The organism is Microcoleus sp. T2B6 (assembly GCF_036700475.1).
Taxonomy (GTDB): domain Bacteria; phylum Cyanobacteriota; class Cyanobacteriia; order Cyanobacteriales; family Microcoleaceae; genus Microcoleus.
Map to the genome: position 1 here is coordinate 25049 of NZ_JAUBOZ010000019.1, position 22979 is coordinate 48027.

Consider the following 22979-nt stretch of genomic DNA (forward strand, 5'->3'; position numbering starts at 1 on the left):
CCCACACACTTAATTGTGTGGGATGTTGGTTAACTGGGACATAAATTCCTTGATTTTTACTAACAATCATAGTGCAGCCTTTTTGTATAGCCCGATTGAGCGGGGACTCATCGGTTGCCCCATCCCTGTGTTTGCCAAACAAAGGCACTCCAGAACAATAAGTTTCATGGCATCTATCTAAGGGTATCTATATTGCGATTAATTTAACCTGAAATGCAGATATTTTACGAAAGTGCGATCGTCTTCGATCGTCCTCTGGGTTGATGTAAGTTGCTGGCGTAATTTGTTCTAATAAATGTAAAGTTAGATTTGAAGGAACAATTTTCAATGCGTAAGTTAAACATAGGTCTATCTGACGAGCAACGTGCAGGCGTTATCGAACTATTGAATCACGACCTGGCAGATGCTTATCTGCTGTTAATCAAAACCAAAAAGTATCACTGGGATGTAGTGGGCCCGCAGTTTCGATCGCTCCACCAGTTGTGGGAAGAACACTATCAAGCCTTAACACTAAATATCGATGCTATGGCCGAACGGGTCAGAACTTTAGGTGGCTATCCAATTGGTACTGCTGAGGGTTTTCTGAAGTATGGCTCGATTAAAGAACATATCGGCGATTTGCCTTTGGCTACGGAAATGGTATCGCGTTTAGTTGACGACCACGAATTGATTATTCGCAATCTCCGCCAACACGTCGAACAGTGCGGTGAAGAGTTTAAGGATGACGGAACCGCAGACTTTTTGACTGGTTTGATGGAACAGCACGAACAAATGGCTTGGATGTTGCGATCGTTTATTGAGGGGGAATCCCTTGCGCCAGACGGCCAGCACCCACAAGCTAAAACTCCTACAGCTTCTCACGCTTAGAAAGATTAAGTAGAAGGAAGAAGGAAGTTCGGTAACGGATTCTCTAACGGATGTAACGGATGTCAGTTCGATGGAAGTCGGAAGAAGGAAGAATGGAAAATTAAAATTCTTTTATTTAACCCTTTTTCCTGGTTCTTGACAGACCAACCAGGCAGAATTAAACGCCCTCTAGCTTCCTCAAAAACCCGGTTTATTCAAAAAACCGGGTTTTTCAATGTTGGGTTTATGTAGATTTTCGATTTCCTAAACTATTGAATCGCATTCTTTCGTCTACGTTCGACGGCAACATTCAGTGAACTTTCCTTCGCGTCTCAATCCTAGCAAGTGTCGTCCCTTCACTCGATTCTGATGCTTGTTTTAACTCTAACCCAGACTTAGTTGGCGGTGGAAATATTATTTTTACTATACTTTCTATTGACAGCACATACAAATTATGGCGTAAAAGAGTCATCAATGAATCTTCTGGAAAAACTCGATATAGCCAGAATAATGTACTGCGATGCTTGCCGTTACGGTTGCTTTTAACGGCTAAATTGTATATATAAAAACTGCTGTTAGACCAGCGATAAATATTGGCAGGAATTTCGGGATGTTGCTGCCGGACATCTGCCATAATTAGAGAGTGAGATTTTGCCATTGCTGCATAGTTGCTAGACATACTGCTGGCAATCTGCCGATAGCCAACTAAAAATTCTGGCACTACTTTAAATTGATAATGCTCAGCGATGCGGAGAAAAAGTTCCAAGTCTTCGCAGCCTTGGGCGTTTTCGGCTTTCAATTGGCAATTGTAACCGCCGACTCTCTCGAAACAAATGCGGCGGATCAGAGATGAGCTAGCATTACCCATAAAATATTTATAAACTAAAGCTTTGTATACTTCTCCTTCGATGGTGGAGTTGTAAAATCCACCTGTGAGTAAGTCTTTTTCGTTGATATCAAGTGACCATGAATAGACAACTCCTACAGATTGTTCTGATTTAATTAAGCATTCGACTTGTTTTTCTAGGTTTTGCGGATACCAAATATCGTCGGCATCGAGGGGAGCAATATATTCGCCTTTGGATTTTTCTATTGCTAGGTTGCGAGCGGCGGCGACGCCGGCATTTGACTGGTGGAATAAGCTGACTCTGCTATCTTTTTGAGCAAAAGATTGGACGATTTCGGCAGTTGTATCTGTAGAGCCGTCGTCAACTACTAAAACTTCTATGTTTTGATAAGTTTGATATCAGACAGACTCTAAGGTTTTAGCCATAAAATTTTTAGCGTTGAAAGCTGGTATGATGACTGAAACTAATGGCTGATTTAAAGTATTTTGGGAGGTGTTCATGTAATATAAAAAATGGTTTAGGTAAAAGTTTTAGTTCAAAGGGAGCTAGCTAAGGGTATGTTAGCAAATTACTAAAGCTCGATCGTACAGCGGGGGAAATTTTAAGGCGTATATTTAAAATATATTGCCAAAAGTCATAAAGTGTGCGTTGAGTCCCCAGTCGCGATCGATACTTTGTGCAGGAGTCACTCACGGATGAGGTCTGTAAAAGAAATTGTACGGCGCCAGTCCTGAGAGTTCGCGGGTATCCGTATAAACGATGTTTGATTTTATACGGTGTGCCTACTTATAAAATCAAAGTCTTGTGCATTCCAACAGAGCCGCACCCAAATGCTGCTGGGGCTTTTTCCCAACTTTACACAAACAATGATATATTTAAAGATTTTGTAAAGCTGTTGTCTACATCAGGTCAGTCTCAGCAAGATATGGCGTAAAATAGAGGTAAGAATGGGGAAAATCAAATCGAGAATACCAGCAAAAAATCTAGTTGAAGACAAACAGAAATCGAGTTATAAATAAAAAAGTAGAGCTGATTTACCCTTCGTAAAGTAGCACCAATAAAATTCCAGCAAATTTTAGCCCCTGCAATTTAAACACTTTAGGTAATGATTTCTACCGCCGACCCCACTGTATCCGTTATTATCCCAGTCCACAACGGGGGCTCTTACTTCCGCACCTGTTTGTCAAAACTGGCTCAAACTGTGCCCAGGCCGATCGAGATTATTGTAGTAGCAGATGGCGAAAGCGACGGTTCCTGGCGTCTAGCCAAGGAATTCGGCGCCAAAGTCATCAGGATTCCCGAATGCGGGGGGCCAGCGCGGGCAAGGAATTTGGGTGCCCAAGCTGCAAAGGGAGATATTCTGTTTTTTGTGGATGCTGATGTCGCTGTTTGTCCAGAAGCTGTGGGCTATGCGATATCGGTGTTCAAAAATAATCCCTACTTAGCTGCTTTCATTGGCTCTTACGACGATGCTCCCGGAGATCCTGATTTTCTATCGCAGTACAGGAACTTGCTGCACCACTACGTGCACCAAACAGGTAACGAAGAAGCTTCGACTTTTTGGGGCGCTTGCGGAGTGATTCGCCGGGAAATTTTTTTGCAGATGGGCGGCTTTAATGAGAGTTACCGCCAAGCTTCGATCGAAGATATTGAGTTCGGCTACCGTTTGAAACAAGCAGGTTATAACATTCGGCTGTGCAAAACATTGCAGGTGAAGCATTTAAAGCGGTGGAAACCTATGGGGATGGTGAAAGCTGACTTTTTCTACCGAGCGCTGCCTTGGACAGAACTGATTTGGCGCGATCGCCAATTGAATAACGACCTCAACTTGCAAGTTTCAAACCGCATCAGCGTGATTTTAACTTATGCAGTGGTGCTGGCAATTTTGGGGACGTGCTGGTCCCTGAGCTTTCTGCTACTGGCTGGTTTGCTCGCAATACCGCTGGTAGCAATTAATGCACCGCTTTACCGATTTTTTTACCGTAAACACGGTATCCTATTTGCCCTGAAAACAATTCCGTGGCACTGGCTTTTCTACTTTTACAGCGGACTGGCATTCGCGATCGGCACGGGTCGCTACTTATACCAAAAAAAGCCTGTGACTGGCAAAGTTAGTTTGCCGGTGTCCGCTCAATAAATCAAGGCCAATTGTGCTTAAACATCAGGTCGATCGATCGTTTCTCAGGGTATTCACGGGTGAATCTATCACTGTTACCGGAAATAATGGGATACAAGCCTCGCACTAAGCGGGCGACTTTTCTTTTGGTTTGAGTTTTTGGATATATTGTCTCACTACTTCAGCGGTAGTTATTTGTTTGCTCTCGGCATAAGCTTGGAGCCAGCCTAGTTCCTCATCTGTAAGCCTTACTTTAAAAGTGTTTTGTCTTGCCATTCGCGTCCGTAATAGGATACAATACTATTATGAAAGCACGTTATCGTTTTCGCGTCTACCCCACACCCTCGCAGCAGTTGGCACTCGCTAAACTGTTCGGGTGTGTGCGTGTGGTTTGGAATGATGGACTGGCTCACTGCAATGCTGAATATCGGGCAGGAGGTAAGAAACCGAGCAATGCTGCATTACAGAAGCAATTTATAACCCAAGCCAAAAAGGTAGCAGAAAGAGAATGGTTAACGGAGGTTTCTAACGTACCTCTGCAACAATCGCTCAATGATTTAGAACAGGCGTACCAAAACTTCTTTAAATCATGTAAGGGAGAGCGTAAGGGAAAAGCTGTTAAGCCACCACGGTTTAAGAAGCGTCGGGCTGCACAGTCTGCACGGTTTACTACCTTTGGTTTCAAGCTGCAAAATGATTCTCTCTATCTTGCCAAGATAGGCAAATTAGATGTAGTCTGGTCGCGTCCTCTCCCGTCTGAGCCTAGCTCGGTCACAGTGATTAGAGACGCAGCCCACCGCTATTTTGTCAGCTTCGTCGTGGAGATTGGGCCAGAAACTTTACCACCTACTGAAAACAGCGTGGGGGTTGACCTGGGCATAGCCACCTTTGCCACATTAAGCACTGGTGAAAAAGTAGATGCACTCCTGCCACTGAAAAAGCGTATTCAGCGTGTGAGGCGATTAGATAAAAACCTAGCCAGAAAGCAGCGAGGCTCTAAGCGGTACGAGAAGGCACAGCGACGGAGAGCCAGACTGTACGCCAAGCTTAAGGATACAAGAACAGACTTTCTGCATAAGTTATCAACCAGATTAATCCGCGAAAACCAAGCGGTAATTCTGGAAGATTTAAATGTCGCAGGCATGGTCAAGAACCGTAAGTTATCCCGCGCAATCAGCGATTTAGGGTGGCGACAGTTCAGAACATTTCTAGAAGGAAAAGCCCAAAAGTATGGGCGTGAATTTCGCATCATTAGTAGATGGGAACCTACCAGCCAGCGTTGCTCGTGTTGTAACGAGATTGGTGGCAAGAAGGAGCTATCTATTCGTGAGTGGAATTGTCTATTCTGTGGAGCAAGCCACGACCGCGATATCAATGCAGCGGTAAATATTAAAGTCGCCGGAGGGCATTCGGAGACTCAAAACGGATTGCAGAGGAAGCGTAAGACTAGCGCCAAGTTAGCCGCATCCGTTGAAGCGTCAACCCGCCCGGAGTTCATTCAACTCAGTTTGTTTGACCTGTCGGGAATCACCGCACCTGATAGTCGGTGAGGATGTCAAAAGTTATAAATAACTGTATAGTTTGGATAAAAAAGCTGGAGGTAGGCTGAGTGAAACATTATCCTGTTGCGATCGTCGGTGCAGGCCCTGCGGGCTTGACGGCAGCTTACGAGCTAGTCAAGCAAGGCATCATCCCTGTTGTACTAGAAAAAGGTGATAAAGTTGGGGGAATAGCTCGCACAGAAACCTACAAAGGCTATCGTTTCGACATTGGCGGCCACCGCTTTTATACTAAAGTTGAAGCCGTGCAGCAGTTGTGGCAAGAGGTACTGGGAAATGAGTTTATTAAAGTGCCACGATTGTCGCGAATTTTTTATCGAGGTAAATTTTTTAACTATCCAATCAGTGCCTTCAATACTCTCTTTAATTTGGGGATAATTGAGAGTACGCTCATTATTTTGAGCTATCTGAAAGTGAGAATTTGGCCACTTACGGAAGAAAAAACTTTTGAACAATGGGTGATCAATCGTTTTGGGGAACGCTTGTACAAAACATTTTTTAAGACTTACACTGAAAAAGTTTGGGGAATTCCCTGTTCAGAAATTCAAGCAGATTGGGCGGCGCAGCGGATTAAAGGATTGTCGCTGACAACAGCAATTATTAATGCTTTGTTTGGTAGCAACGACACTAAAACATTAATCAAAGAGTTTGATTATCCAGCTTTGGGGCCGGGGATGATGTGGGAAAAGTTCGCGGAAGCTGTGGAGAATAAAGACGGCAAAGTTTATCTCGATACTAAAGTGATTAGCTTTGAGCGAGAAGGTAATAAGATTAAAAGTATTACTGCGGAGCAAAACGGAGAATTAGTTCAATATTCTGCTGATAATTTCATTACGAGTATGCCGATATCGGCGCTGGTAGCAAGAATGAAACCGCAGCCCCCCGAAGAGGTATTGCACGCCGCGCGATCGCTCAAATATCGAGATTTTTTGATTGTATCGCTGATTGTCGATCGCAAGGATTTGTTTCCTGACAACTGGATTTACATTCACTCCCCCGAAGTCAAAGTTGGACGCATTCAAAACTTTAAGAATTGGAGCGCCGCTTTAGTTCCAGACGCCAGCAAAAGTTGTTTAGGAATGGAATATTTCTGTAGCGTAGGCGACGAGATTTGGGAAACGTCGGACGCGGAACTTATCGAATTAGCAACTCGCGAGTTGGTGGGTTTGGGGTTAGCAACAACTGCTGAGGTGCAAGATGGAGTTGTCATACGGCAACTTAAAGCTTATCCCGTTTATGATGGGGAATATCGAGGACACTTGCAGGTACTTGAAGGTTTTTTGAAGGGATTTGAGAATTTGCAGACGATCGGGCGAAACGGTATGCACCGATACAACAACCAAGACCATTCCATGCTGACGGGGATGCTGGCTGTGAGAAATATTCTCGGCGAAAAGCACGATTTGTGGGATGTGAATACTGAGCGATCGTACTATGAAGATTTTAGTGTCGATCGCTCAAAAGAAAAAAGTGATTCGGATTTGATTTCGCAGTCAATATAGCCAGCCGACGGGATAGGGATGGCCATGAAAAAAGCGAATCTGCCAAACTTAATCGGCTTCGCAGCAAGCATCTTCGTGCTCCTGCTTTCAGTGCAGTGGTTTGTCCCTATCCAACTCGACTTAATCGAAGCGATAGCCGCGATCGCTTCTGCTTGGAGCGTTTGGCTGCTTGCTAAAAACAATCCCCTAGGCTGGTGGATCGGCTTAATCGGAGTTATCGCCTACGCTGCGGTGTTTTATCAAGTTAAACTGTACGGCGAAGTTGCGCTTCAATCCTTCTATTTGATCACGAGCTTCCAAGCAATTTATATTTGGCTGCGGGGTGGCGAAAACAGCACAGAAAAACCTGTATCTCGCATAAACCAACGCTGGCTCATCCTCACCGCAGTCTTCGTTACAGTTGGTGTATTTGGCTTGCGAACAGTATTAGTATATTTGGGCGGTGCAGCACCATTTTGGGACGCCCTGACCACCATCTTAAGCGCGATCGCCCAGTTGTATCTGATGGAACGCTATCTCGAAAGCTGGTATTTGTGGATTGTTGCAGACACGATTTACGTTCCCTTGTATGCCTCGCGCGGGCTATATCTGACGAGTATTTTGTACGCGATATTTTGCTTAATGGCAATTTTCGGACTGCAAAATTTTCAGCGGATTTACTCGGAACAAAAGTTAAAACAGCAGCAATCTTTATGATACTCGGTGTTACTGTAGGCAAATTTTACCCCTTCCACAAAGGACACGACTACTTAATTCGAGAAGCTAAAAAAAAGGTTGACCGTTTAATCGTTCTCGCCTGTTATAAAACAAATCAAGCAGTTGCAGGAAGCGTTAGAGCCGACTGGATTCGGTTTTTGCATCCCGATGCAGAAGTTATCGAAGTGCTCGACGATTTGCCGGAAGCCCCCGAACCTTGGGCTCAGAGGACTCTTGAGGTGCTTTCTGGGCGAAAACCCGATATCGCTTTTTCTTCAGAAGATTACGGCGAACCTTGGGCAAAACTGATGGGATCTCAACACTGTGCAGTCGATCGCGAACGGCTCAAATTCCCGATTTCGGGAACGCAATTGCGATCGCACTTAGCCGAACACTGGCAAATGCTGACTCCCCCAGCCAAAGCCTACTTTGCCAAACGAGTCTGCGTGCTGGGTGTAGAATCGAGCGGCACGACTACCCTGGCACGATCGCTCGCACAGCACTACCAAACTGTTTGGGTTCCCGAATACGGCAGGTGTTACTGGGAAGGCAGGCAATATTCGCCCGATCCGGAAATTTGGGACAGCTATGAATTTGTAGAAATTGCCAAGAAACAAGCTGCTATAGAAGACGATATTGCTACTCGCGCTAACAAAGTCGTTATCTGCGATACAGATTCTTTAGCTACTTGTATTTGGCACAAACGTTACCTTGGTTCCGAACACCCGATGGTCGAGCAAATTGCAGACAGCCGCCGCTACGATTTGTATATTTTGACTCAGCCGGATTTCGGGTTTGTTCAGGATGGAACGCGAGAAAGCGAACATTTACGGATGACTATGCACCAGTGGTTTGTTGAGGTTCTTCAGAAGAAAGGAAAGCGGTATATTACTGTGGGAGGAACGCACGAGTTGCGAATGTCGGATGCAATTGGGGCGATCGATTCACTGTTGGTGTTTGAAGCGTTAAAGGAGCTAGAGAATTAGGAATAAGTGGAGTGCGATCGCGCACCTTTTATTGGCGGGCGATCGCTCTTTTGAAATATCTCTTGCTTCTCTAGATATCTATTAGAATAGTCGAACTAGGCGATTAAAAGGATTGCAGGGAAACGATTCATGAAACTCACGGATTTGCCCCAAGATGTTCTCGATGATTTATGTCAGGATCGACAGTGGCGATTAGATATCGATCCAGGATTTGACAGCAAACACGAATTTTGGATGGCGTGGCATCATTTTCTCAAGTTACCGCAGGAATCCTACTTTGAGATATCCGAAGATAGTCTGGCAGATTTTCTCACAGTCCAAGAGTATAACCTGCTGCTGCCAGTGCCGCGATCGCACCATGCCTGCATCCATCCCATTCGATTGATTCCGAGTGCTGACCAACAGACACTCACCCTGTTTCTTCAGGACTCTTACCATCGTGATTGGTTCACAAAGCCCAGCGATGCCCGTTATGGATTTCTGGCGATATGCGATCGCTATCAGAAGTTTGGTTGCGATTTCTATCTTGCCAGCTATTATCATTTCGCTTACCTCCTCGGAAAGGATTACGAAGTGGCTGTAGCGATTCTTACTCAAAAATTAGGTGAGCTACCGTAGTTGATGTCCGATTGAATGATATCGATTAAGATTAGTTTGTAGTGAGGACTAAAGTCCTTCGATCCTGCGGACTAAAGTCCTCACTACAAACCGGATCGATCGCCCTCAAGCGCTAAGCGGAGGAATTTGACCGGGCATGATATCAAGTATCATCAGCTAACGGTGGCAGTAATGCCTCTAATTGCACGAGTAAACCAGGCAAAACACTTGTAACAATATTCCAAATAACTTCTGGTCTCACTTGGTCATAACGGTGAACTAAAATATTGCGTAAGTTAATCGCATTTCGCCAATCAATTTCGGGATGAAACTGCTGAAACTCGATCGAAACTCTGCGAGCTGCTTCGCCCAAAATCCCCAACTGCCGCTCTACGGCACTTTGCATAAAAACACTTTCCAGGTAAGTGTCGCAAGAAGCATCCGCCGTAAACTCTTGAATCCGACGGATTGCCTGCGCCATGTTCCAAAGTGAAACACTATCCCGATCGTTGGCTTGCATAAATCACTCGATAGGTTTTCAAAATGTTCGATCGCAGATAGGGATTTTCTAACAGCTTTTTTTCCACCAAATCTACAGAACGGTGAAATAAATCCTCTATCTCTTCCTGCATACTCAATAAATGAGACAGCGTGAGGCGGTGGGATGGCTCGTAAGTAACTAATACATCCACATCGCTATCAGGGCGAAAATCATCCCGCAGCACCGAGCCAAACAGGGCAAACTCGATAATGTTCCAGCGCTGGCAAAATTGTGCGATCGCATCTAAAGAAACTTTTAGGCGATCGCTCACTACATATTCTAAATCCGATTGCAACTCAATCATGCGCGAGGAAACCTCCAACGAGAGCAACTAACGTCTGAGTTAAAGTGAAGCAATGGCATCGCTAACTTTCACCATGAGAGTCATCGGATCGATCGGCGAAACAGTAAACCCGCACTTCTGATAAAACTGCTTCGCATCTTCGGAGATAGCGTGTACGAGAATTGCCCGTATCCCTGCAATCTCAGCAGCTTGCAAAGTGCGAAGAATTGCATCCCGCAGCAAAGCACGTCCGATGCCGAGGCCTTGCCAATCCCGATCGCAGGCAAGCCGTCCAATCACCATAACAGGAATCGGATCGGGCATATTGCGCCGGACTTTACCCGTTGCAGTAGTTTGTGCTATTGCTCCATTTGCAAGACAATAGTACGCAATGACTGCTTGGCGATCGCACAAAACATAAGTCCGTGAAGCCCCCTCTGACTCATTTTTCAGAGCGCGGCGCTTGAGCCATTCATCTAATTGACTGTTGCCTGAATTAAAGGTCTCAATTTGATGTAACAAGTTCAGTTTTTCAGGCGGGCCGAGTTTGTCTAAATCTCGATCTAATCCCACGGAGATTTTGTTTTTAGTAATGCGTTTAGCTTCTGATTTGGCCTCGGCGGTGCATCCAGCAGGGCCAAAAATTGCTTAAATTTAAGTTCATCTAACCCAAAAAAACAGCGGTCTAGAATCACATCTTGAGCTTTTTGGTAAGCTGATTCAAGCATGAACTCCGATCGGCTCTTTCCCTGTAATTGGGCCGCGCGATCGATGAGAGCGCGTTGATTCGGCTTAGCTCGAATGTTGATTGTCACATCGCGGGTCTGGCTGACTGATTCTTCAGATGCTGGCGGGTGCATAACAGTTACCTCTGGCTAGACACAGTAGTAATTTGAGCTAGTAGCCCTAGCATATTTATATTATGATTTTTTGTATACACAATGTCAACACATATACTGAAATCTGCGATCGCGGATCTAGTTAACCGCGAGGGAATCGTGAACTCACGCATTGTACGGGCAGCCCCCGCCGCCGCTGATACAGGATCGCTCGGCCTAAGTCCTGATGTTGCCTTTCTAGGTCTGTTTTTGATAGTTGACACAAATTTTTTAAACTTGTGCTAACCCTTGACTACATACTTAAAACAGTGAAAATATGCTAAGACGCAAGCAACAAACAAACCAACCTATGAACTTTTCCCAGAAGTCAGGGGGCAAAAGTGCCACATCCCCAAAAATCAACTCAACACACAATCTCGGCGTCGGAGGATTGCGGAAATTACTTTTTGCCGCCGGAATAGCCTCTCTGTGCGCTAGCTGTCAAAATCCTCAAGCACCCACCGCCACAACTCCCGGAGGCAGCCCCGGAACCAGTCCCGCAGCCACTCCCGTCGCAGTCAGCAGCCCCGGAGACCCAAATACTGTCAAAATTGTCTCCATGCTGCCGATGACAGGCAGCGCCTTGGGTCAAGCTCAAACAATGGTCAACGGCATCCAACAAGCCCTCGCCGAAACCAACTCCAAAGCTTGCGACGGCAAAATCCAAATCCAATACGAAGTTTACGATGACGCCACCGCCGCGGCCGGCAAATGGGACCCCGCCCAAGTAACCTCGAACTCCAACAAAGCCGTCGCTGACGCTTCGGTAGTTGCCGTCATCGGTCACTATAACTCCGGTGCCGCCAAACTTTCCATTCCCGTGCTCAACCAAGCTAACATCGTCATGATCAGTCCGGCCAACACTTATCCGGGACTGACTAAACCAGGAAAAGGCGAAGCCAAAGAACCCAACGTTTATTATCCCGCTGGCACTCGTAATTTCACCCGCGTTGTCCCCGCTGACGACCTTCAAGGGGCTGTAGCTGGCAACTGGGCGAAATCTTTAGGCGTACAAAAAGTCTACATTCTCGACGACCAAGAACTCTACGGCAAAGGCATCGCTGATGTTTTTGAAGCAACTTCTAAAAAGTTGGGAATTCAAGTCCTCGGAAGAGAGGGAATTGATATTAAAGCTAGCGACTATAAGGCGTTAATGAATAAGATCAAAGCTTTAAATCCCGACATGATTTACTTCGGTGGCACTACTCAGAGCAACGCCGGACAAATAATTAAAGACATGAGAAATGTTGGGATGGCGGCTGATGCAGTTAAGTTCATGGGGCCCGACGGCATTAAAGAGCAAGCTTTAATTGACGCGGCGGGCAAAGATGCCGAAGGAATTTACGCTACTTTTGGTGGCTTGCCTCCTCAAGAATTGACTGGTGCGGGCGCGAAGTGGTACGAAAGTTACAAGGCAAAATATAATGCTGAACCGGAAGCTTATGCAGCTTATGCCTATGAAGCTGCTAAAGTTGCGATCGGCGCAATTAATAAAGTTTGCAAAAATGACCGCGCTGCTATCCGCGAAGCTGTCTTGGCAACTAAAGACTTTAACGGGGTACTCGGCACTTGGAGTTTTGACACCAACGGCGACACGAGCTTGACTACAATGTCAGGAAATGTGGTTAAAGGTGGCAAGTGGGAGTTCGTGAATGCGCTCAAGACGGAATAATTAGTCAGTTGTCAGTTGACTGTTGTCAGTTGACTGTTGACTGTTGTCAGTTGACTGTTGGCTGTTGACTGTTGTCAGTAGTGATTTTAACTGGTTCCTAAGCAGAGCCTAGGAACCAATGTCACTCTTGGCCGGCTGGGCTTTCCGATCCGAAAAATTGGAGGTAGAGCCTCCGAATCCGCGTTTCTAATATCTGCCTAGAAACGAGTAGAATGAATGTTCCTAATGCCCAATTTCCAATTCCCAATTACGAATAATTATGAAAAACTGGAAAAGTATTCTCTTATATCTAGGTGTAGTTTATATAGTTTTGCTATTAGGCCCGATCGCCGGATTTGATTTGCCAAAAATCGTTGGAGAAATAGCCAGCAATCCTGAAGTTTTTATCCAACAATTATTAGTCGGTCTTGTCAACGGCGCGCTAATTGCAATTATTGCTTTGGGTTACACTATGGTTTATGGCATTATTGAGTTAATCAATTTTGCTCACGGCGATTTATATATGTTGGGGGCTTTTGCTTCCCTAACTGTGTTCGGGGCTTTTGGGATGCAAGATGGCGCACCTTTGGCTATTGCTATACCGGTGATGTTAGTTGCTTTAATTGTATGTTCGGTGTTTTGTGCTGGGCTGAATATTGTTGTGGAAAAGTATGCTTATCGACCTTTGCGAAATGCTCCCCGTTTGGCTCCTTTAATTTCGGCAATTGGAGTTTCTTTTATTTTTCAAAATATGGGGCTGTTTTGGGGAGGATTGAAAGCTTTTATTCCGGTGATGGGTTCTAATTCTGCTGCGCCGAAAAGTTTTCCCGATTTGTTGCCGCGAGTTGATATTTTCAAAGCTTTGGGAATTCAAACGAGTATTGTATTTACTACAAAAGATTTAATTGTGTTGGTGGTGGCGGTTGTATTGATGGTTTTGCTTCATGTGTTTGTGCAGTACACTCGTCTGGGAAAGGCGATGCGGGCAACTGCTCAAAGCCGCGATGCTGCTAAAATTATGGGAATTAATGTGGATCAGATTATTGCTCTGACTTTTTTGATTGGGGGAGCTTTGGCGGGTTCGGCGGGTATTCTGGTTGGTCTGTACAACAATACTATTGTTTTTACGATGGGGTTTACGGCGGGTTTGAGGGCTTTTACGGCAGCAGTTTTGGGGGGAATTGGCAATATTGTCGGGGCGATGTTAGGAGGGGTTTTGATTGGGTTGCTGTCGTCTTTGAGCGATCAGTATTTGTCGAGCCGCTGGACTAATGCTTGGGTGTTTGGGGTTTTGGTGGTGATTTTGGCTTTTCGGCCAGGGGGCTTGTTGGGCGAGAATGTTCAGGAGAAGGTTTGAAGTTGCACGGGTGAAATAATGGCAAGAGATACTTATCGGGGCTTAAACAAAAAATACGAGCTAAATGAGTTCTAATGCTTGAAGAGCAAGCATATAACGTTAAAGAATGAGCAATGAAAGAGACGACCCCCGCCGCGATGCCCCCCTGCTTTGATAAATGGTGTCAAAGATTTGACGATACAGCGTATTCCCGGTTTATGAAGTACACCGCGCTCTCACGGGGTTTCTTTAGAGTTCTAGCATCATTACTGATTCTGTTGCTCGAAACCCGGTTTCTCGCGATCTACATCTACATGGAATATGCTGTATCTTTGATCGTAAAGCCCAAAAACGGGAGTTTAGGAACTATTTAGGCGGATTATTGGGATATCGGGAGCGAAAAAACCTCTCGCAGATGGTGGCAAACGCCGTCGGAGTAACTTACCACAAATTACACCATTTTTTAACGGCCGCGCCCTGACGGGGTTGTCAACCGATCAGCAATTTGATATTATTGATAGCCATTGCTTAAAGTTGTGCTGTGATTCAAGGTCAAAAAATCAAGACAATGGGAATTGAAAAATAGGTGGGTAGGTTAACTGAATACGGGCTATCCATACGTCGCCATAGTAGTTTTTGAATTGGATTATATGGTCAATGTTGGGCCGAGCGTTGCGGAGGGAGTTGGCATGGAATGCAAGTCATTCGATTTTAGATTTTAGATTTTAGATTTTGGATTGACCCACTCACTCATGCCATCTCAACAATCTACTCCCGACAAATAAGACCCCAAAGTCTAATGGTTCTAGCGCTTGGTTGTTTTAATTTTGGGAGGAATTCGATAAATGACCCAGTTGGGTGTTTCCTGATAGAGTTCCAATGTTTTTTGAATGTATGCAACCAATTTTGGGTTATCTTTTGCTATTTGATTATTGTCATATTTAACAATTCCCATCCAATCGGCTCCCTGGATAATCAGGTCTTTCAAGAGTACAATTAAAGTATCATCTTTTATTTTATCTTCCCAACCAACCCTATTTTTTCCAATGCTGCCTTGATACCTCTGAGGAGGAAAAACCCAGCCACGTCGTTGACTATAATAGATAGCGACGGGATCGCCACCTCCACGATTAGCTATGGTAATAACAAGGTCACTTGGTTGAGTTATTTGCTGCAAAGCTATCCCTAGTTCGTAGCCATTTTTTGCCCAAGGATAATAGCACGATGTCTTTAACTGTTTATAACTAATTCCAGAAATGATTAGTAGTATTGCCGTTATGAGTGCTACTGCAGAAGATGAACCTCCGACTCGCTTGGCGAATGAAGCAAGTGCTATCAAACCATTTCCGGCTAGAGCGGCGGCGGCGGGGTTGACAATATTTAAGTTAGAGGGATTTGAGACGAGCTGTTGAGCACCAATGAAGTAATAAATGGCAAAAGCAAGTATCCACCAATGAAACATCCCTGGTACTGGTACAGCGACATTACTTGACTGCTCCTCAGATTCCTGAGTAGGAAGTTTATAATGAGGAGGAAGGAACAAACCAATAGCAACAAGGAGCATGATGGGATATGTCCAAAGCCAGTTATAAATATGATTATATAGTTTAGGAAAGAAATATTTTTGTTGCCACCATTCACGTAACTGACTATCCCAAAGCCAGTTCCCGCTGCCAGCAAAGTGGTAAGGTGGATAGGTGAGAGAAAGATGTCTCGCCCACAAATAATAGGCAATTACTGGCAGGAGGATGGAAATAGCAGCTACTCCAATTACTATCAGCTTTTTCGGGCGCAGTAATCCTCGATGACCCAGGACAACCAATATTGTATAGAGCATCGGAATGCCAATGATTAAACCTGGTAGTTTGGTTAAAAAGCCCCAAATTGCAAAGAGGGTGGCAAGTAATAAATAGTACCAGCGGTCAGTTTGTAGGTAAGCAATCAGCATCCAGAAACTTGTGATAACCAATGCAACCATTGCCGGGTCGGGAAGGAAAGACCGATCCAGATATATATTTCCTGGAAAAATTGCGAGAATTGCGGCACTCATAAGAGCGCGATCCCGATCCCAAATACGCGAAACTAACTGATAGAAGGCAAATATTCCCCACAAGCTAAACAGGACAACGACGCTGCGTCCCACCCAATCATGCTGTCCCAATAAAGTATAGAGAAGGGCTGTAATATAAGTAACTGTTTGAAATTCCCGTCCATTATAGCTAGGCCCAGGCCCATCCCAGCTAACTTCAGGGTAGAAGATATTCCAATTTCTGCGATAGAAATTTTCTGCCATCATGGCTGTGCTTGACTGCCGCCAACTAAAGCTATCAATAAATGGCTGATTGATATTAATCAATCGCAAAATAGCTGCCACTACAAGAATTGATATCAGGAGATAAGTGGTGTTCCTATAAATTGGAATTTTCATTTGATATCTGATGATATAAAAAAATATCTGACCTGTAAAGCTACGCAGTAAGCTAGTGGAACCTAGACAAGGGCAGCGCTAGCTAACTAACTTTACACCTTGGAAGATATCTTGGTCAAGTGGAGTACGCTAACCAGCAAAGAGGGGGAGCCTTCACAGCCTGTTCCCCCAAAAGGTTGCAGGTTCTCTCCTGCCTAATTCTTGTTTTAATTGTCTGATATGGAGTTGTGCTTGAAAATTCGGCGTTGCTGATTTACGGTATGAAAGACTAAATATGCAAATCATAGAAACCTGTATCCACAAAGCTTAGGGATTTTCAACTTATTTTTTTCATACCCTGATTAACAATAGTCCGGACAGTTTTTATATATAGCAATCCTCGCATCAGTTTCAATAACTGGTTAACTTCCAAGCTTTGCCTGGGAACCGATGTAAGCGAGGCTCGGCCTCGGCTGCGCCAATGGAGGCAGAGCCTCCGGATATGCCTTACCAGGCTCTTCCTGGTAACGAGTATAATCATTTAGGATTGCTATAGCCCAATGGCTTATGCTCGGTTGACTTCGCAGCCCCTGTGGATAATTAAATCAATGTCACATCCACCCCGCTCGTTGCATTTAATTGGACTTTATTTATGATCCTTGCGCCGCGTAAGCTTGTAGTCTCGTTCCAAAAACAGTCCGGAGTATTGGATTAAGCAACGCCAAAAATACTTAATGGGGCGATCGCCCACATTGATTTTTTATTTCCAAGTATAAGATAGCGCTTCTCAATTGAGTGGAATACTGTACGCCCAATTAAATATTCCCTGGTTTGAGCCAGCCAAAAACTTCGCCTAAAGTCAACTGCATTTCCGGCATAAAATTGGGCATCGGGAGTATATCTGTTGGTTCTTGCAAGGAAATCGGCTGCTGCCTTGCGGGATAGGCTAAAATGTTTTTTTCATCGGGATCGAGCAACCAACCCATCTGGCAACCGGCATTCAAACAGTGCAAAATATTGTTTGTGACTTTGGTTTGGCTTTGGGCTGGGGACAAAATTTCTATTGTCCAGTCTGGGTGAGCATTAAATGTATTGGCAATTTCGCCGTCAGCGTCTAGGGGAATGCGATTCCAAACAAAAATCGCGACATCGGGGACAATAGAACGTCCGCCAAAGGTGCAGCGAAGTTCTGGAAATGCCCAAGCAATCCGCTGAGGTTTGCCCGCTGCATTAACCCTCGTGATAAGTTCTCCCTGAATTGTGCTGTGTTTTCCTTGTGGCATAGGTTTTTGTAAAATCGCACCTTTGATGTATTCGCTAGCGGGTTTGGTTTCTGCGAGTTGCAAAAACTCGTCGAGGGTGATAGTTTTTTGAGGTGCTTGTACCATATAGCGATCGCCCGTTTGAAGTGTGTTGGGGTAACAGTTCCAGTATATTTGAAGTTTCGTCACTTTTGGTGCAATAATCGAACTCAAAAGACTCTAAACTGTAGCTAGCCCGATCGCCAGTTTCTAAAACCAACAGTCGATGCGAGAAGAATATGATTTTTTTCTTCCTTCTTCCTTCTGACGAATACCTCACGCCTGATAATTAATCCGTGTATCCGTGTCAAAATCCGTGTCGTGCCTTCATTCTTCCTATGTCAAAAAAAATAATTAATGCGATCAAATCGACTGGTATTTTAGGGGCGATCGCCTCTTTGACGGTTTTGTTATTCGGCGGTTGGAGCGGCACCGTGATCGGCTGGCTGATGGGTACTGCTGCGGGCTTTATGAGCTGTCGGGATCAGAAGGTTTACAGCCCGAAAATGGGTGCTGCGATCGGCAGTTTAGCGGGATTGGGATTGGGAATTTGGCTGTTAGTTGCGAGTGTGGTAGAAGGGGTTTTGATTAGACCTTTGTCTGGTCAACCTGCTGTTGCTTTGCCGACGACGCTGCTGTACGGGATTTGCAGTTTGACGATCGCAATTTTGACAGCTACGTTAATGGGTGCTTTGCAGGGTTTGCAGGGGGAACGCCAGCGACTGGCAACTCTGGTGACATTAGCTTTTATTCTAATTCTGTTTCCGTTTATCGACATTCAGGCTCAGACTGGCTGGATTGCTACTGTAGTACAGATTCAAATCTTTATTATGTTGGCGCTGGGTTTGAATATTACTGTGGGTTTTGCGGGTTTGTTGGATTTGGGATATGCGGCGTTTTTTGCGATCGGCGCTTACACGACAGCTTTGCTATCTTCGGGACAGTTAAATATTGCTTGGAACTTTTGGGTGGTATTGCCGATCGCGGCCGGTGTAGCTGCGATCGCGGGCGTAATCCTGGGTATTCCGACACTGCGGCTCAAGGGCGATTATTTGGCGATTGTTACCCTCGGTTTTGGCGAAATTATCCCGGTTGTCTTTAGGAATTTAACCGCGATTCGGATCGACGAACCAGTCTCGAAGATTGTTGCGGCTGTGTTGGGTAAACCCGAGTTGGTGCTGTGTCTGGTTGGGTGCGATCGACCTTTTAACCTCACCGGCGGCGAAGCGGGAATAAACCCGATCGGGCGACCATCTCTCCCCATCGTCGGCACTTTCAGCACCGGCAACTACTTTCCCTGGTACTACCTAATTTTACTGTTAGTTGTCTTCGCTTACTTCATGATTTCGCGGCTGCGAGATTCCCGCTTGGGGAGGGCGTGGAATGCCATGCGCGAAGATGAATTAGCGGCGAGTGCGATGGGGATTAACCTGGTCAAAACCAAACTTTCGGCTTTTGCGATGGGAGCGACGTTTTCGGGCTTTGCAGGCGCGTTTTACGCCGCCTATATCAGCGCAATTTTTCCCAGCGTTTTCGATTTCTCGGTGTCGGTAATCATCCTGTGTATGGTGATTTTAGGCGGTTTGGGCAACATGACCGGGGTGATTTTGGGGGCTATCATTATCATGTCTGCCGATCGGCTTTATCTGCCACAATTAGCGCAAGTCCTCAAGGGTTTTCTGAATACTTTTGTACTCCCCAGGATTGCAATTCCCCAGTTGCGAGACTTTCTGGCAACCAGTTTAGACCCGATTCAAATGCGCTTATTTCTATTCGGCCTAACTCTTGTTGTCATGATGCTCGTGCGGCCGGAGGGACTGATTCCTGATAAAATACACCAAGCTGAACTTCATTCGGATGCTGAAGCGAGCAATGAGTCTTTAGCCGATGCGAGAAGTCAATAAGTAGGTAAGGGCAAAAACCATAGTATTTTGTAGGCTGGTTTAGCTAAGAATCTAGGATGCAACTCACATTTTGCACCATTCTCAAGAACAGGCAAAATGCCTGTTCCACAATAAAATTCACTCTTTGTGGAACAGGCATCTTGCCTGTTCATAAAAATCTTATTTAGAATGGTGCAACATCTCCGATACAAGGGAGTTTAGGGGTGTAAAAACCCCGTACCCATCTAATGTTTATTTGTAACCAACTACTTAGTAAGGGTGAAAGATTAGCCATGAAAAATGTAACTGGTACTGCTTTTATCGTTGCGGAATTTAGAGCAGAAGAGAACGAAGAGGCAATTCCTCTGTATACTGATCATGTAGTAAAAATATGGCTGAATGAGGAAACAAAAAAAGTAGCTAGCCACATAGCTCAAAGCTCTCCCGCCGCTAAAGAAATGGTTAAGTTGCGGACTAAATATTTTGATGATGTTTTGTCAAATCAAATTTTAGGAGGTTGTAAGCAAGTAGTTATTTTAGGTTCAGGCTTGGATACTCGCGCTGCTAGAATTAATGGAGAAGGAGTGATTTATTTTGAAATAGACGATCGCGCGACACTGCAATTAAAAGCAGAAACTCTCAAAGCCAACAAAATTAGTGCCAATGTTCGCTACATCCCCGGCGATTACATAAAAGACGGTTTAATATCCTTGCTGAAACAGAGTGAATTTGATTTCGCTCGATCGACATATTTTTTGTGGGAAGGAAACACTACCTTGCTTGACAAAAAAGATGTAATATTTGTGTTAGAACAAATTCGCGACAATGTTCATAATTTCCGATTGTCCTTTGATTATATGTCGGAAAAGGTGATTTTGAGAACGACGGGCTACCAAGATATCAATGATTACATAGATAAATACGAAAGTATGTATGCACCGTGGATTACTGGGTTTGAAAAGATTGCAACTTTGGCTGACGAACTCCATTTCAAACTTATTGAAAACTTTTCGACGGCCGATTTACACGCACAATATCGCCCTGGCCGTTCGCTAGAATCTAATCTTTTAAAGTTCTACTTTGTTTGTACGCTAGAAAATGCAGTAGGGTACGTCAGTCCAGAGATTTGACTCAACTGACACAATTGGCTGCTGGCGCACCGCAGAGCGCAGGCGATCGCACTTTGCTGTACCCGAATGCCTCCAAAAGTATTTGCCAATGTCTCAGGTAGGCTAAACTAGGAATTAACCAGCTTGACCGTCACGGCAGCAGGATTAGCCCTCCTCTGTATCGTCTGGCCAAGGTCGAATCACTCCAATTATTTAAAGCTATGACTTTAGCGACCAAACAAATCATTGAAAAAAGCAATGACACCGAAGAAATTAAGGGAGTTGGAGAACAATTTGCAGCGATACAACAATCCTTAGAAAAAGCATTCCCATCTCAAGATGCTCTGGCATCAGAGGAGGGTCTTAGAGAGCTGCTGTCAATCTACGAGCTTTATCTCCATATTGAATCAGAAAGCAATCCTTCTGAGAGACATAAAAGCTTAGAAGAACTTGAACGTAGCGTCGAAGCATTTAAGACAAAGTACAAAGACTTTGCCCCGAAGGAAGCTGTTGATGGCATAGAAAATGTACAACTTTGGGCTAAAATATCTAGAACAATGATGTCTGCCAAATTTTATACGCTTGCTGCATCTGTTGAAGACAACGAAGTAAAGCAACTAGGATTGTTTTACGCAGGACTCATCAATTTATTAGATATTGCAGAAAATCATCTAAGCTTCTTTACCAAAAGAGGTCGCGAATTAGGCAAAGGTCTAGCTCAGACACTAATCAGCTATAAAACATTTGAAGATTATGCCAAGAAAAGACCAGCAGATGAAATCACCAGCCAAGCTATAGCCATAAGAAATGCAGCCAAAGCAATTTTGTGGGAAATTGATAGGCACGACCGCAAAAAATTTTCGTATAAATCACTCTATGAAGAAGCCAACAATGCACTAAAAACAGATGATAAAGAAGAACTCCTTAAAACTCTGCGTTCCTGGCGTGAAGAGTACATTAATGAGCTTGAAAAGCTATCAGACAACTAGCAACCTAATTCATGAGTACGTTAATTTTTTTAGATACGGGTGTCGTCGGAAAACTCATACATCCCGATGTTGAGCAAAGCAAAACTAGGTTGGCTCAAAATGCTAAAAGCGAAGTTAAAGAATCGATTCTAGAAGCAATTGAATGCAATAAATGGTTAGAGACGCTAATAAATAAAGAATATTCTATAGCTATATCCGAAATCGTAAACTATGAAGCAAGGCGCGAGCATATCAGACGAATCCGCGATCGCAAATCTGGACTCGAAGAGAAACAAAAAGCTCTTAAAGCTATTGAAAGGCTAGATGCGCTAATCACAAAAAAAGGAGTTGCATATTTTCCAGTTACTTGCGAAGAGGGCAACGTAATGCAAGAAGCGGCTGAGTTATGGGCTTTTGCACACAATAATTCTTATGTAGCCTACGATGCAGACTTAATCATAGCCGCTCAAGCCGTCATTATTAAGAGAATAGGAATAGACGTAATCATTGCAACAACTGATACCGAAGACTTTAACCGATTGCTACAACAGCACCACATTGAAGCTAGACGCTGGAGAGATATTAAACCTTAGCTGAACTGTCTCTCATTTAATTTTCCACTGTTTTTGTCCTAAAACTCAAAGGGCAACTCTTTAACAACTTAACTAATATCAGGAAATACAACCCAAATGTCATTATTACAAGCACAGCAACTTACAATGCGATTCGGCGGTTTGACTGCGGTCAATCAGGTTAGTTTAACATTGGAAAAAGGCTCGATCGCCAGTTTGATCGGCCCCAACGGTGCGGGCAAAACTACTTTTTTTAATATGCTGACCGGTATCTACAAACCGAGTGGCGGTCAGTTGCTCCTAGAACAGAAGAATATAACGGGTTTACCGCCCGATCGCCTGACAACTTTCGGCATTGCTAGAACTTTTCAAAATATCCGCTTGTTTAACAACATGACTGTCCTGGATAATGTTTTAGTAGGTAGACACTGCCGATTAAAAACAGGTTTGTTGGGTGCAATCCTCCGCCCTCCCGCTGCGAATCTGGAGGAGCGGGAAGCTAAAATAAAAGCGCTCGCTATGCTTGATTTTGTCGGTTTAGGTGTTGCTAAAGCGCCGGAGTTGGCAAAAAACCTTTCCTACGGCGATCAGCGTAGATTGGAAATTGCGCGGGCTTTGGCTTCCGATCCGAAAGTGTTGCTTTTGGACGAACCAACTGCCGGGATGAACCCGAACGAAACGGCTGATTTAACTCGCTTTATTTACCGAATTCGCGATGAGTTGAATTTGAGTATTTTGCTGATTGAACATGATATGAAAGTGGTGATGGGAATTAGTGATCGCGTGAGTGTTATGGAGTACGGTACTAAAATTGCTGAGGGAACTCCGGCAGAAGTTCGCGCCGATCCCCGCGTGATTGAGGCATATTTGGGAAAAGAAGAAGATGGACATGGTTAATGG

The 22979-nt window shown here is 44.6% G+C and carries 21 protein-coding genes and 2 pseudogenes; 15 read left to right on the top strand and 8 right to left on the bottom strand.

Annotation, left to right across the window (positions count from 1 at the left end):
- The first annotated feature begins 327 nt into the window (after positions 1-327).
- On the top strand, positions 328-867 hold the full coding sequence (locus QUA00_RS11120; RefSeq protein ID WP_333108980.1) for a Dps family protein: 540 nt from the start codon (positions 328-330) through the stop codon (positions 865-867).
- Between the two features lie 289 nt (positions 868-1156).
- Here QUA00_RS11120 and QUA00_RS11125 read toward each other — a convergent pair.
- Positions 1157-2077 (bottom strand): annotated as a pseudogene (locus QUA00_RS11125) (glycosyltransferase family 2 protein); the annotation flags it as partial.
- A gap of 722 nt (positions 2078-2799) precedes the next feature.
- Here QUA00_RS11125 and QUA00_RS11130 point away from each other — a divergent pair.
- The gene (locus tag QUA00_RS11130) at positions 2800-3831 is read left to right on the top strand and encodes a glycosyltransferase family A protein (RefSeq protein ID WP_333143821.1); all 1032 of its coding nucleotides are present in this window, start codon (positions 2800-2802) and stop codon (positions 3829-3831) included.
- Positions 3832-3936: 105 nt separating this feature from the next.
- Here the strand turns inward: QUA00_RS11130 and QUA00_RS11135 are convergent, their stop codons facing one another.
- On the bottom strand, positions 3937-4086 hold the full coding sequence (locus QUA00_RS11135; RefSeq protein WP_333143820.1) for a CopG family transcriptional regulator: 150 nt from the start codon (positions 4084-4086) through the stop codon (positions 3937-3939).
- Between the two features lie 29 nt (positions 4087-4115).
- Here QUA00_RS11135 and QUA00_RS11140 point away from each other — a divergent pair, with 29 nt between their 5' ends.
- From QUA00_RS11140 to QUA00_RS11160, 5 genes are all read left to right on the top strand, one after another.
- A complete protein-coding gene (locus QUA00_RS11140; RefSeq protein ID WP_333409632.1) occupies positions 4116-5360 on the top strand; it encodes an RNA-guided endonuclease TnpB family protein in 1245 nt (414 codons plus the stop codon).
- A gap of 59 nt (positions 5361-5419) precedes the next feature.
- Positions 5420-6871, top strand: a complete 1452-nt coding sequence (locus tag QUA00_RS11145) for an NAD(P)/FAD-dependent oxidoreductase (RefSeq protein WP_333409633.1) — start codon at positions 5420-5422, stop codon at positions 6869-6871.
- 24 nt (positions 6872-6895) lie between these two features.
- Entirely contained in the window at positions 6896-7567 is a 672-nt protein-coding gene (gene pnuC, locus QUA00_RS11150; protein ID WP_333143817.1) for a nicotinamide riboside transporter PnuC, read from the top strand.
- Complete coding sequence (locus QUA00_RS11155; protein WP_333143816.1) at positions 7564-8553, top strand: AAA family ATPase; 990 nt, start codon at positions 7564-7566, stop codon at positions 8551-8553. Before pnuC ends, QUA00_RS11155 begins: the two co-directional genes overlap by 4 nt.
- 129 nt (positions 8554-8682) lie before the next feature.
- Positions 8683-9171 carry a hypothetical protein gene (locus QUA00_RS11160; protein ID WP_333306031.1) on the top strand — a complete coding sequence of 163 codons (489 nt, stop codon included), beginning with the start codon at positions 8683-8685 and terminating at the stop codon, positions 9169-9171.
- Between the two features lie 142 nt (positions 9172-9313).
- Here QUA00_RS11160 and QUA00_RS11165 read toward each other — a convergent pair whose 3' ends face one another.
- From QUA00_RS11165 to QUA00_RS11180, 4 genes are read right to left on the bottom strand one after another with little or no spacing between them, the layout of a single operon-like run.
- Positions 9314-9670: a HepT-like ribonuclease domain-containing protein gene (locus QUA00_RS11165; protein WP_333306033.1), complete on the bottom strand. Its 357-nt coding sequence runs from the start codon at positions 9668-9670 to the stop codon at positions 9314-9316.
- Positions 9648-9995 carry a nucleotidyltransferase domain-containing protein gene (locus QUA00_RS11170; protein ID WP_333306036.1) on the bottom strand — a complete coding sequence of 116 codons (348 nt, stop codon included), beginning with the start codon at positions 9993-9995 and terminating at the stop codon, positions 9648-9650. The genes QUA00_RS11165 and QUA00_RS11170 overlap by 23 nt, the downstream gene beginning before the upstream one ends.
- Before the next feature lie 39 nt (positions 9996-10034).
- Positions 10035-10547, bottom strand: coding sequence for a GNAT family N-acetyltransferase (locus tag QUA00_RS11175; protein WP_333409634.1), 513 nt, complete (start codon positions 10545-10547; stop codon positions 10035-10037).
- Positions 10538-10834, bottom strand: a complete 297-nt coding sequence (locus QUA00_RS11180; protein WP_333409635.1) for a DUF1778 domain-containing protein — start codon at positions 10832-10834, stop codon at positions 10538-10540. The genes QUA00_RS11175 and QUA00_RS11180 overlap by 10 nt, the downstream gene beginning before the upstream one ends.
- 295 nt (positions 10835-11129) lie before the next feature.
- Here QUA00_RS11180 and QUA00_RS11185 point away from each other — a divergent pair, with 295 nt between their 5' ends.
- The 3 genes and pseudogenes from QUA00_RS11185 to QUA00_RS11195 all read left to right on the top strand — a co-directional run.
- A complete protein-coding gene (locus QUA00_RS11185; protein WP_333409636.1) occupies positions 11130-12524 on the top strand; it encodes a branched-chain amino acid ABC transporter substrate-binding protein in 1395 nt (464 codons plus the stop codon).
- A gap of 259 nt (positions 12525-12783) precedes the next feature.
- Positions 12784-13860 (top strand): branched-chain amino acid ABC transporter permease, encoded by a 1077-nt coding sequence (locus QUA00_RS11190; protein ID WP_333409637.1) that lies wholly within the window; start codon positions 12784-12786, stop codon positions 13858-13860.
- Between the two features lie 310 nt (positions 13861-14170).
- Positions 14171-14317: pseudogene (locus tag QUA00_RS11195) on the top strand (IS701 family transposase); the annotation flags it as partial.
- 327 nt (positions 14318-14644) lie between these two features.
- On the opposite strand, the gene QUA00_RS11200 reads toward QUA00_RS11195, so the two are convergent.
- Positions 14645-16267, bottom strand: coding sequence for a glycosyltransferase family 39 protein (locus QUA00_RS11200; protein WP_333409638.1), 1623 nt, complete (start codon positions 16265-16267; stop codon positions 14645-14647).
- Positions 16268-17061: 794 nt separating this feature from the next.
- On the bottom strand, positions 17062-17634 hold the full coding sequence (locus tag QUA00_RS11205) for a Uma2 family endonuclease (protein WP_333409639.1): 573 nt from the start codon (positions 17632-17634) through the stop codon (positions 17062-17064).
- Between the two features lie 251 nt (positions 17635-17885).
- Between QUA00_RS11205 and QUA00_RS11210 the strand changes: the two genes are divergently transcribed.
- The 5 genes from QUA00_RS11210 to QUA00_RS11230 all read left to right on the top strand — a co-directional run bounded on the left by QUA00_RS11210 (position 17886) and on the right by QUA00_RS11230 (position 22976).
- Positions 17886-19451 carry an ABC transporter permease subunit gene (locus QUA00_RS11210; RefSeq protein ID WP_333409640.1) on the top strand — a complete coding sequence of 522 codons (1566 nt, stop codon included), beginning with the start codon at positions 17886-17888 and terminating at the stop codon, positions 19449-19451.
- 272 nt (positions 19452-19723) lie between these two features.
- Positions 19724-20560, top strand: a complete 837-nt coding sequence (locus QUA00_RS11215) for a class I SAM-dependent methyltransferase (RefSeq protein ID WP_333409641.1) — start codon at positions 19724-19726, stop codon at positions 20558-20560.
- Positions 20561-20760: 200 nt separating this feature from the next.
- Complete coding sequence (locus QUA00_RS11220; protein ID WP_333409642.1) at positions 20761-21528, top strand: hypothetical protein; 768 nt, start codon at positions 20761-20763, stop codon at positions 21526-21528.
- A gap of 11 nt (positions 21529-21539) precedes the next feature.
- Positions 21540-22100: a hypothetical protein gene (locus tag QUA00_RS11225; protein WP_333409643.1), complete on the top strand. Its 561-nt coding sequence runs from the start codon at positions 21540-21542 to the stop codon at positions 22098-22100.
- 96 nt (positions 22101-22196) lie between these two features.
- Positions 22197-22976, top strand: a complete 780-nt coding sequence (locus QUA00_RS11230; protein ID WP_333409644.1) for an ABC transporter ATP-binding protein — start codon at positions 22197-22199, stop codon at positions 22974-22976.
- Positions 22977-22979: the final 3 nt, after the last annotated feature.

Bases quoted from the DNA above. Each gene is read 5' to 3' on its own strand.
- QUA00_RS11120 (WP_333108980.1), top strand. From the start codon at position 328: ATGCGTAAGTTAAACATAGGTCTATCTGACGAGCAACGTGCAGGCGTT.
- QUA00_RS11130 (WP_333143821.1), top strand. From the start codon at position 2,800: ATGATTTCTACCGCCGACCCCACTGTATCCGTTATTATCCCAGTCCAC.
- QUA00_RS11135 (WP_333143820.1), bottom strand. From the start codon at position 4,086: ATGGCAAGACAAAACACTTTTAAAGTAAGGCTTACAGATGAGGAACTA.
- QUA00_RS11140 (WP_333409632.1), top strand. From the start codon at position 4,116: ATGAAAGCACGTTATCGTTTTCGCGTCTACCCCACACCCTCGCAGCAG.
- pnuC (WP_333143817.1), top strand. From the start codon at position 6,896: ATGAAAAAAGCGAATCTGCCAAACTTAATCGGCTTCGCAGCAAGCATC.
- QUA00_RS11155 (WP_333143816.1), top strand. From the start codon at position 7,564: ATGATACTCGGTGTTACTGTAGGCAAATTTTACCCCTTCCACAAAGGA.
- QUA00_RS11160 (WP_333306031.1), top strand. From the start codon at position 8,683: ATGAAACTCACGGATTTGCCCCAAGATGTTCTCGATGATTTATGTCAG.
- QUA00_RS11165 (WP_333306033.1), bottom strand. From the start codon at position 9,670: ATGCAAGCCAACGATCGGGATAGTGTTTCACTTTGGAACATGGCGCAG.
- QUA00_RS11170 (WP_333306036.1), bottom strand. From the start codon at position 9,995: ATGATTGAGTTGCAATCGGATTTAGAATATGTAGTGAGCGATCGCCTA.
- QUA00_RS11180 (WP_333409635.1), bottom strand. From the start codon at position 10,834: ATGCACCCGCCAGCATCTGAAGAATCAGTCAGCCAGACCCGCGATGTG.
- QUA00_RS11185 (WP_333409636.1), top strand. From the start codon at position 11,130: ATGCTAAGACGCAAGCAACAAACAAACCAACCTATGAACTTTTCCCAG.
- QUA00_RS11190 (WP_333409637.1), top strand. From the start codon at position 12,784: ATGAAAAACTGGAAAAGTATTCTCTTATATCTAGGTGTAGTTTATATA.
- QUA00_RS11200 (WP_333409638.1), bottom strand. From the start codon at position 16,267: ATGAAAATTCCAATTTATAGGAACACCACTTATCTCCTGATATCAATT.
- QUA00_RS11205 (WP_333409639.1), bottom strand. From the start codon at position 17,634: ATGGTACAAGCACCTCAAAAAACTATCACCCTCGACGAGTTTTTGCAA.
- QUA00_RS11210 (WP_333409640.1), top strand. From the start codon at position 17,886: ATGTCAAAAAAAATAATTAATGCGATCAAATCGACTGGTATTTTAGGG.
- QUA00_RS11215 (WP_333409641.1), top strand. From the start codon at position 19,724: ATGAAAAATGTAACTGGTACTGCTTTTATCGTTGCGGAATTTAGAGCA.
- QUA00_RS11220 (WP_333409642.1), top strand. From the start codon at position 20,761: ATGACTTTAGCGACCAAACAAATCATTGAAAAAAGCAATGACACCGAA.
- QUA00_RS11225 (WP_333409643.1), top strand. From the start codon at position 21,540: ATGAGTACGTTAATTTTTTTAGATACGGGTGTCGTCGGAAAACTCATA.
- QUA00_RS11230 (WP_333409644.1), top strand. From the start codon at position 22,197: ATGTCATTATTACAAGCACAGCAACTTACAATGCGATTCGGCGGTTTG.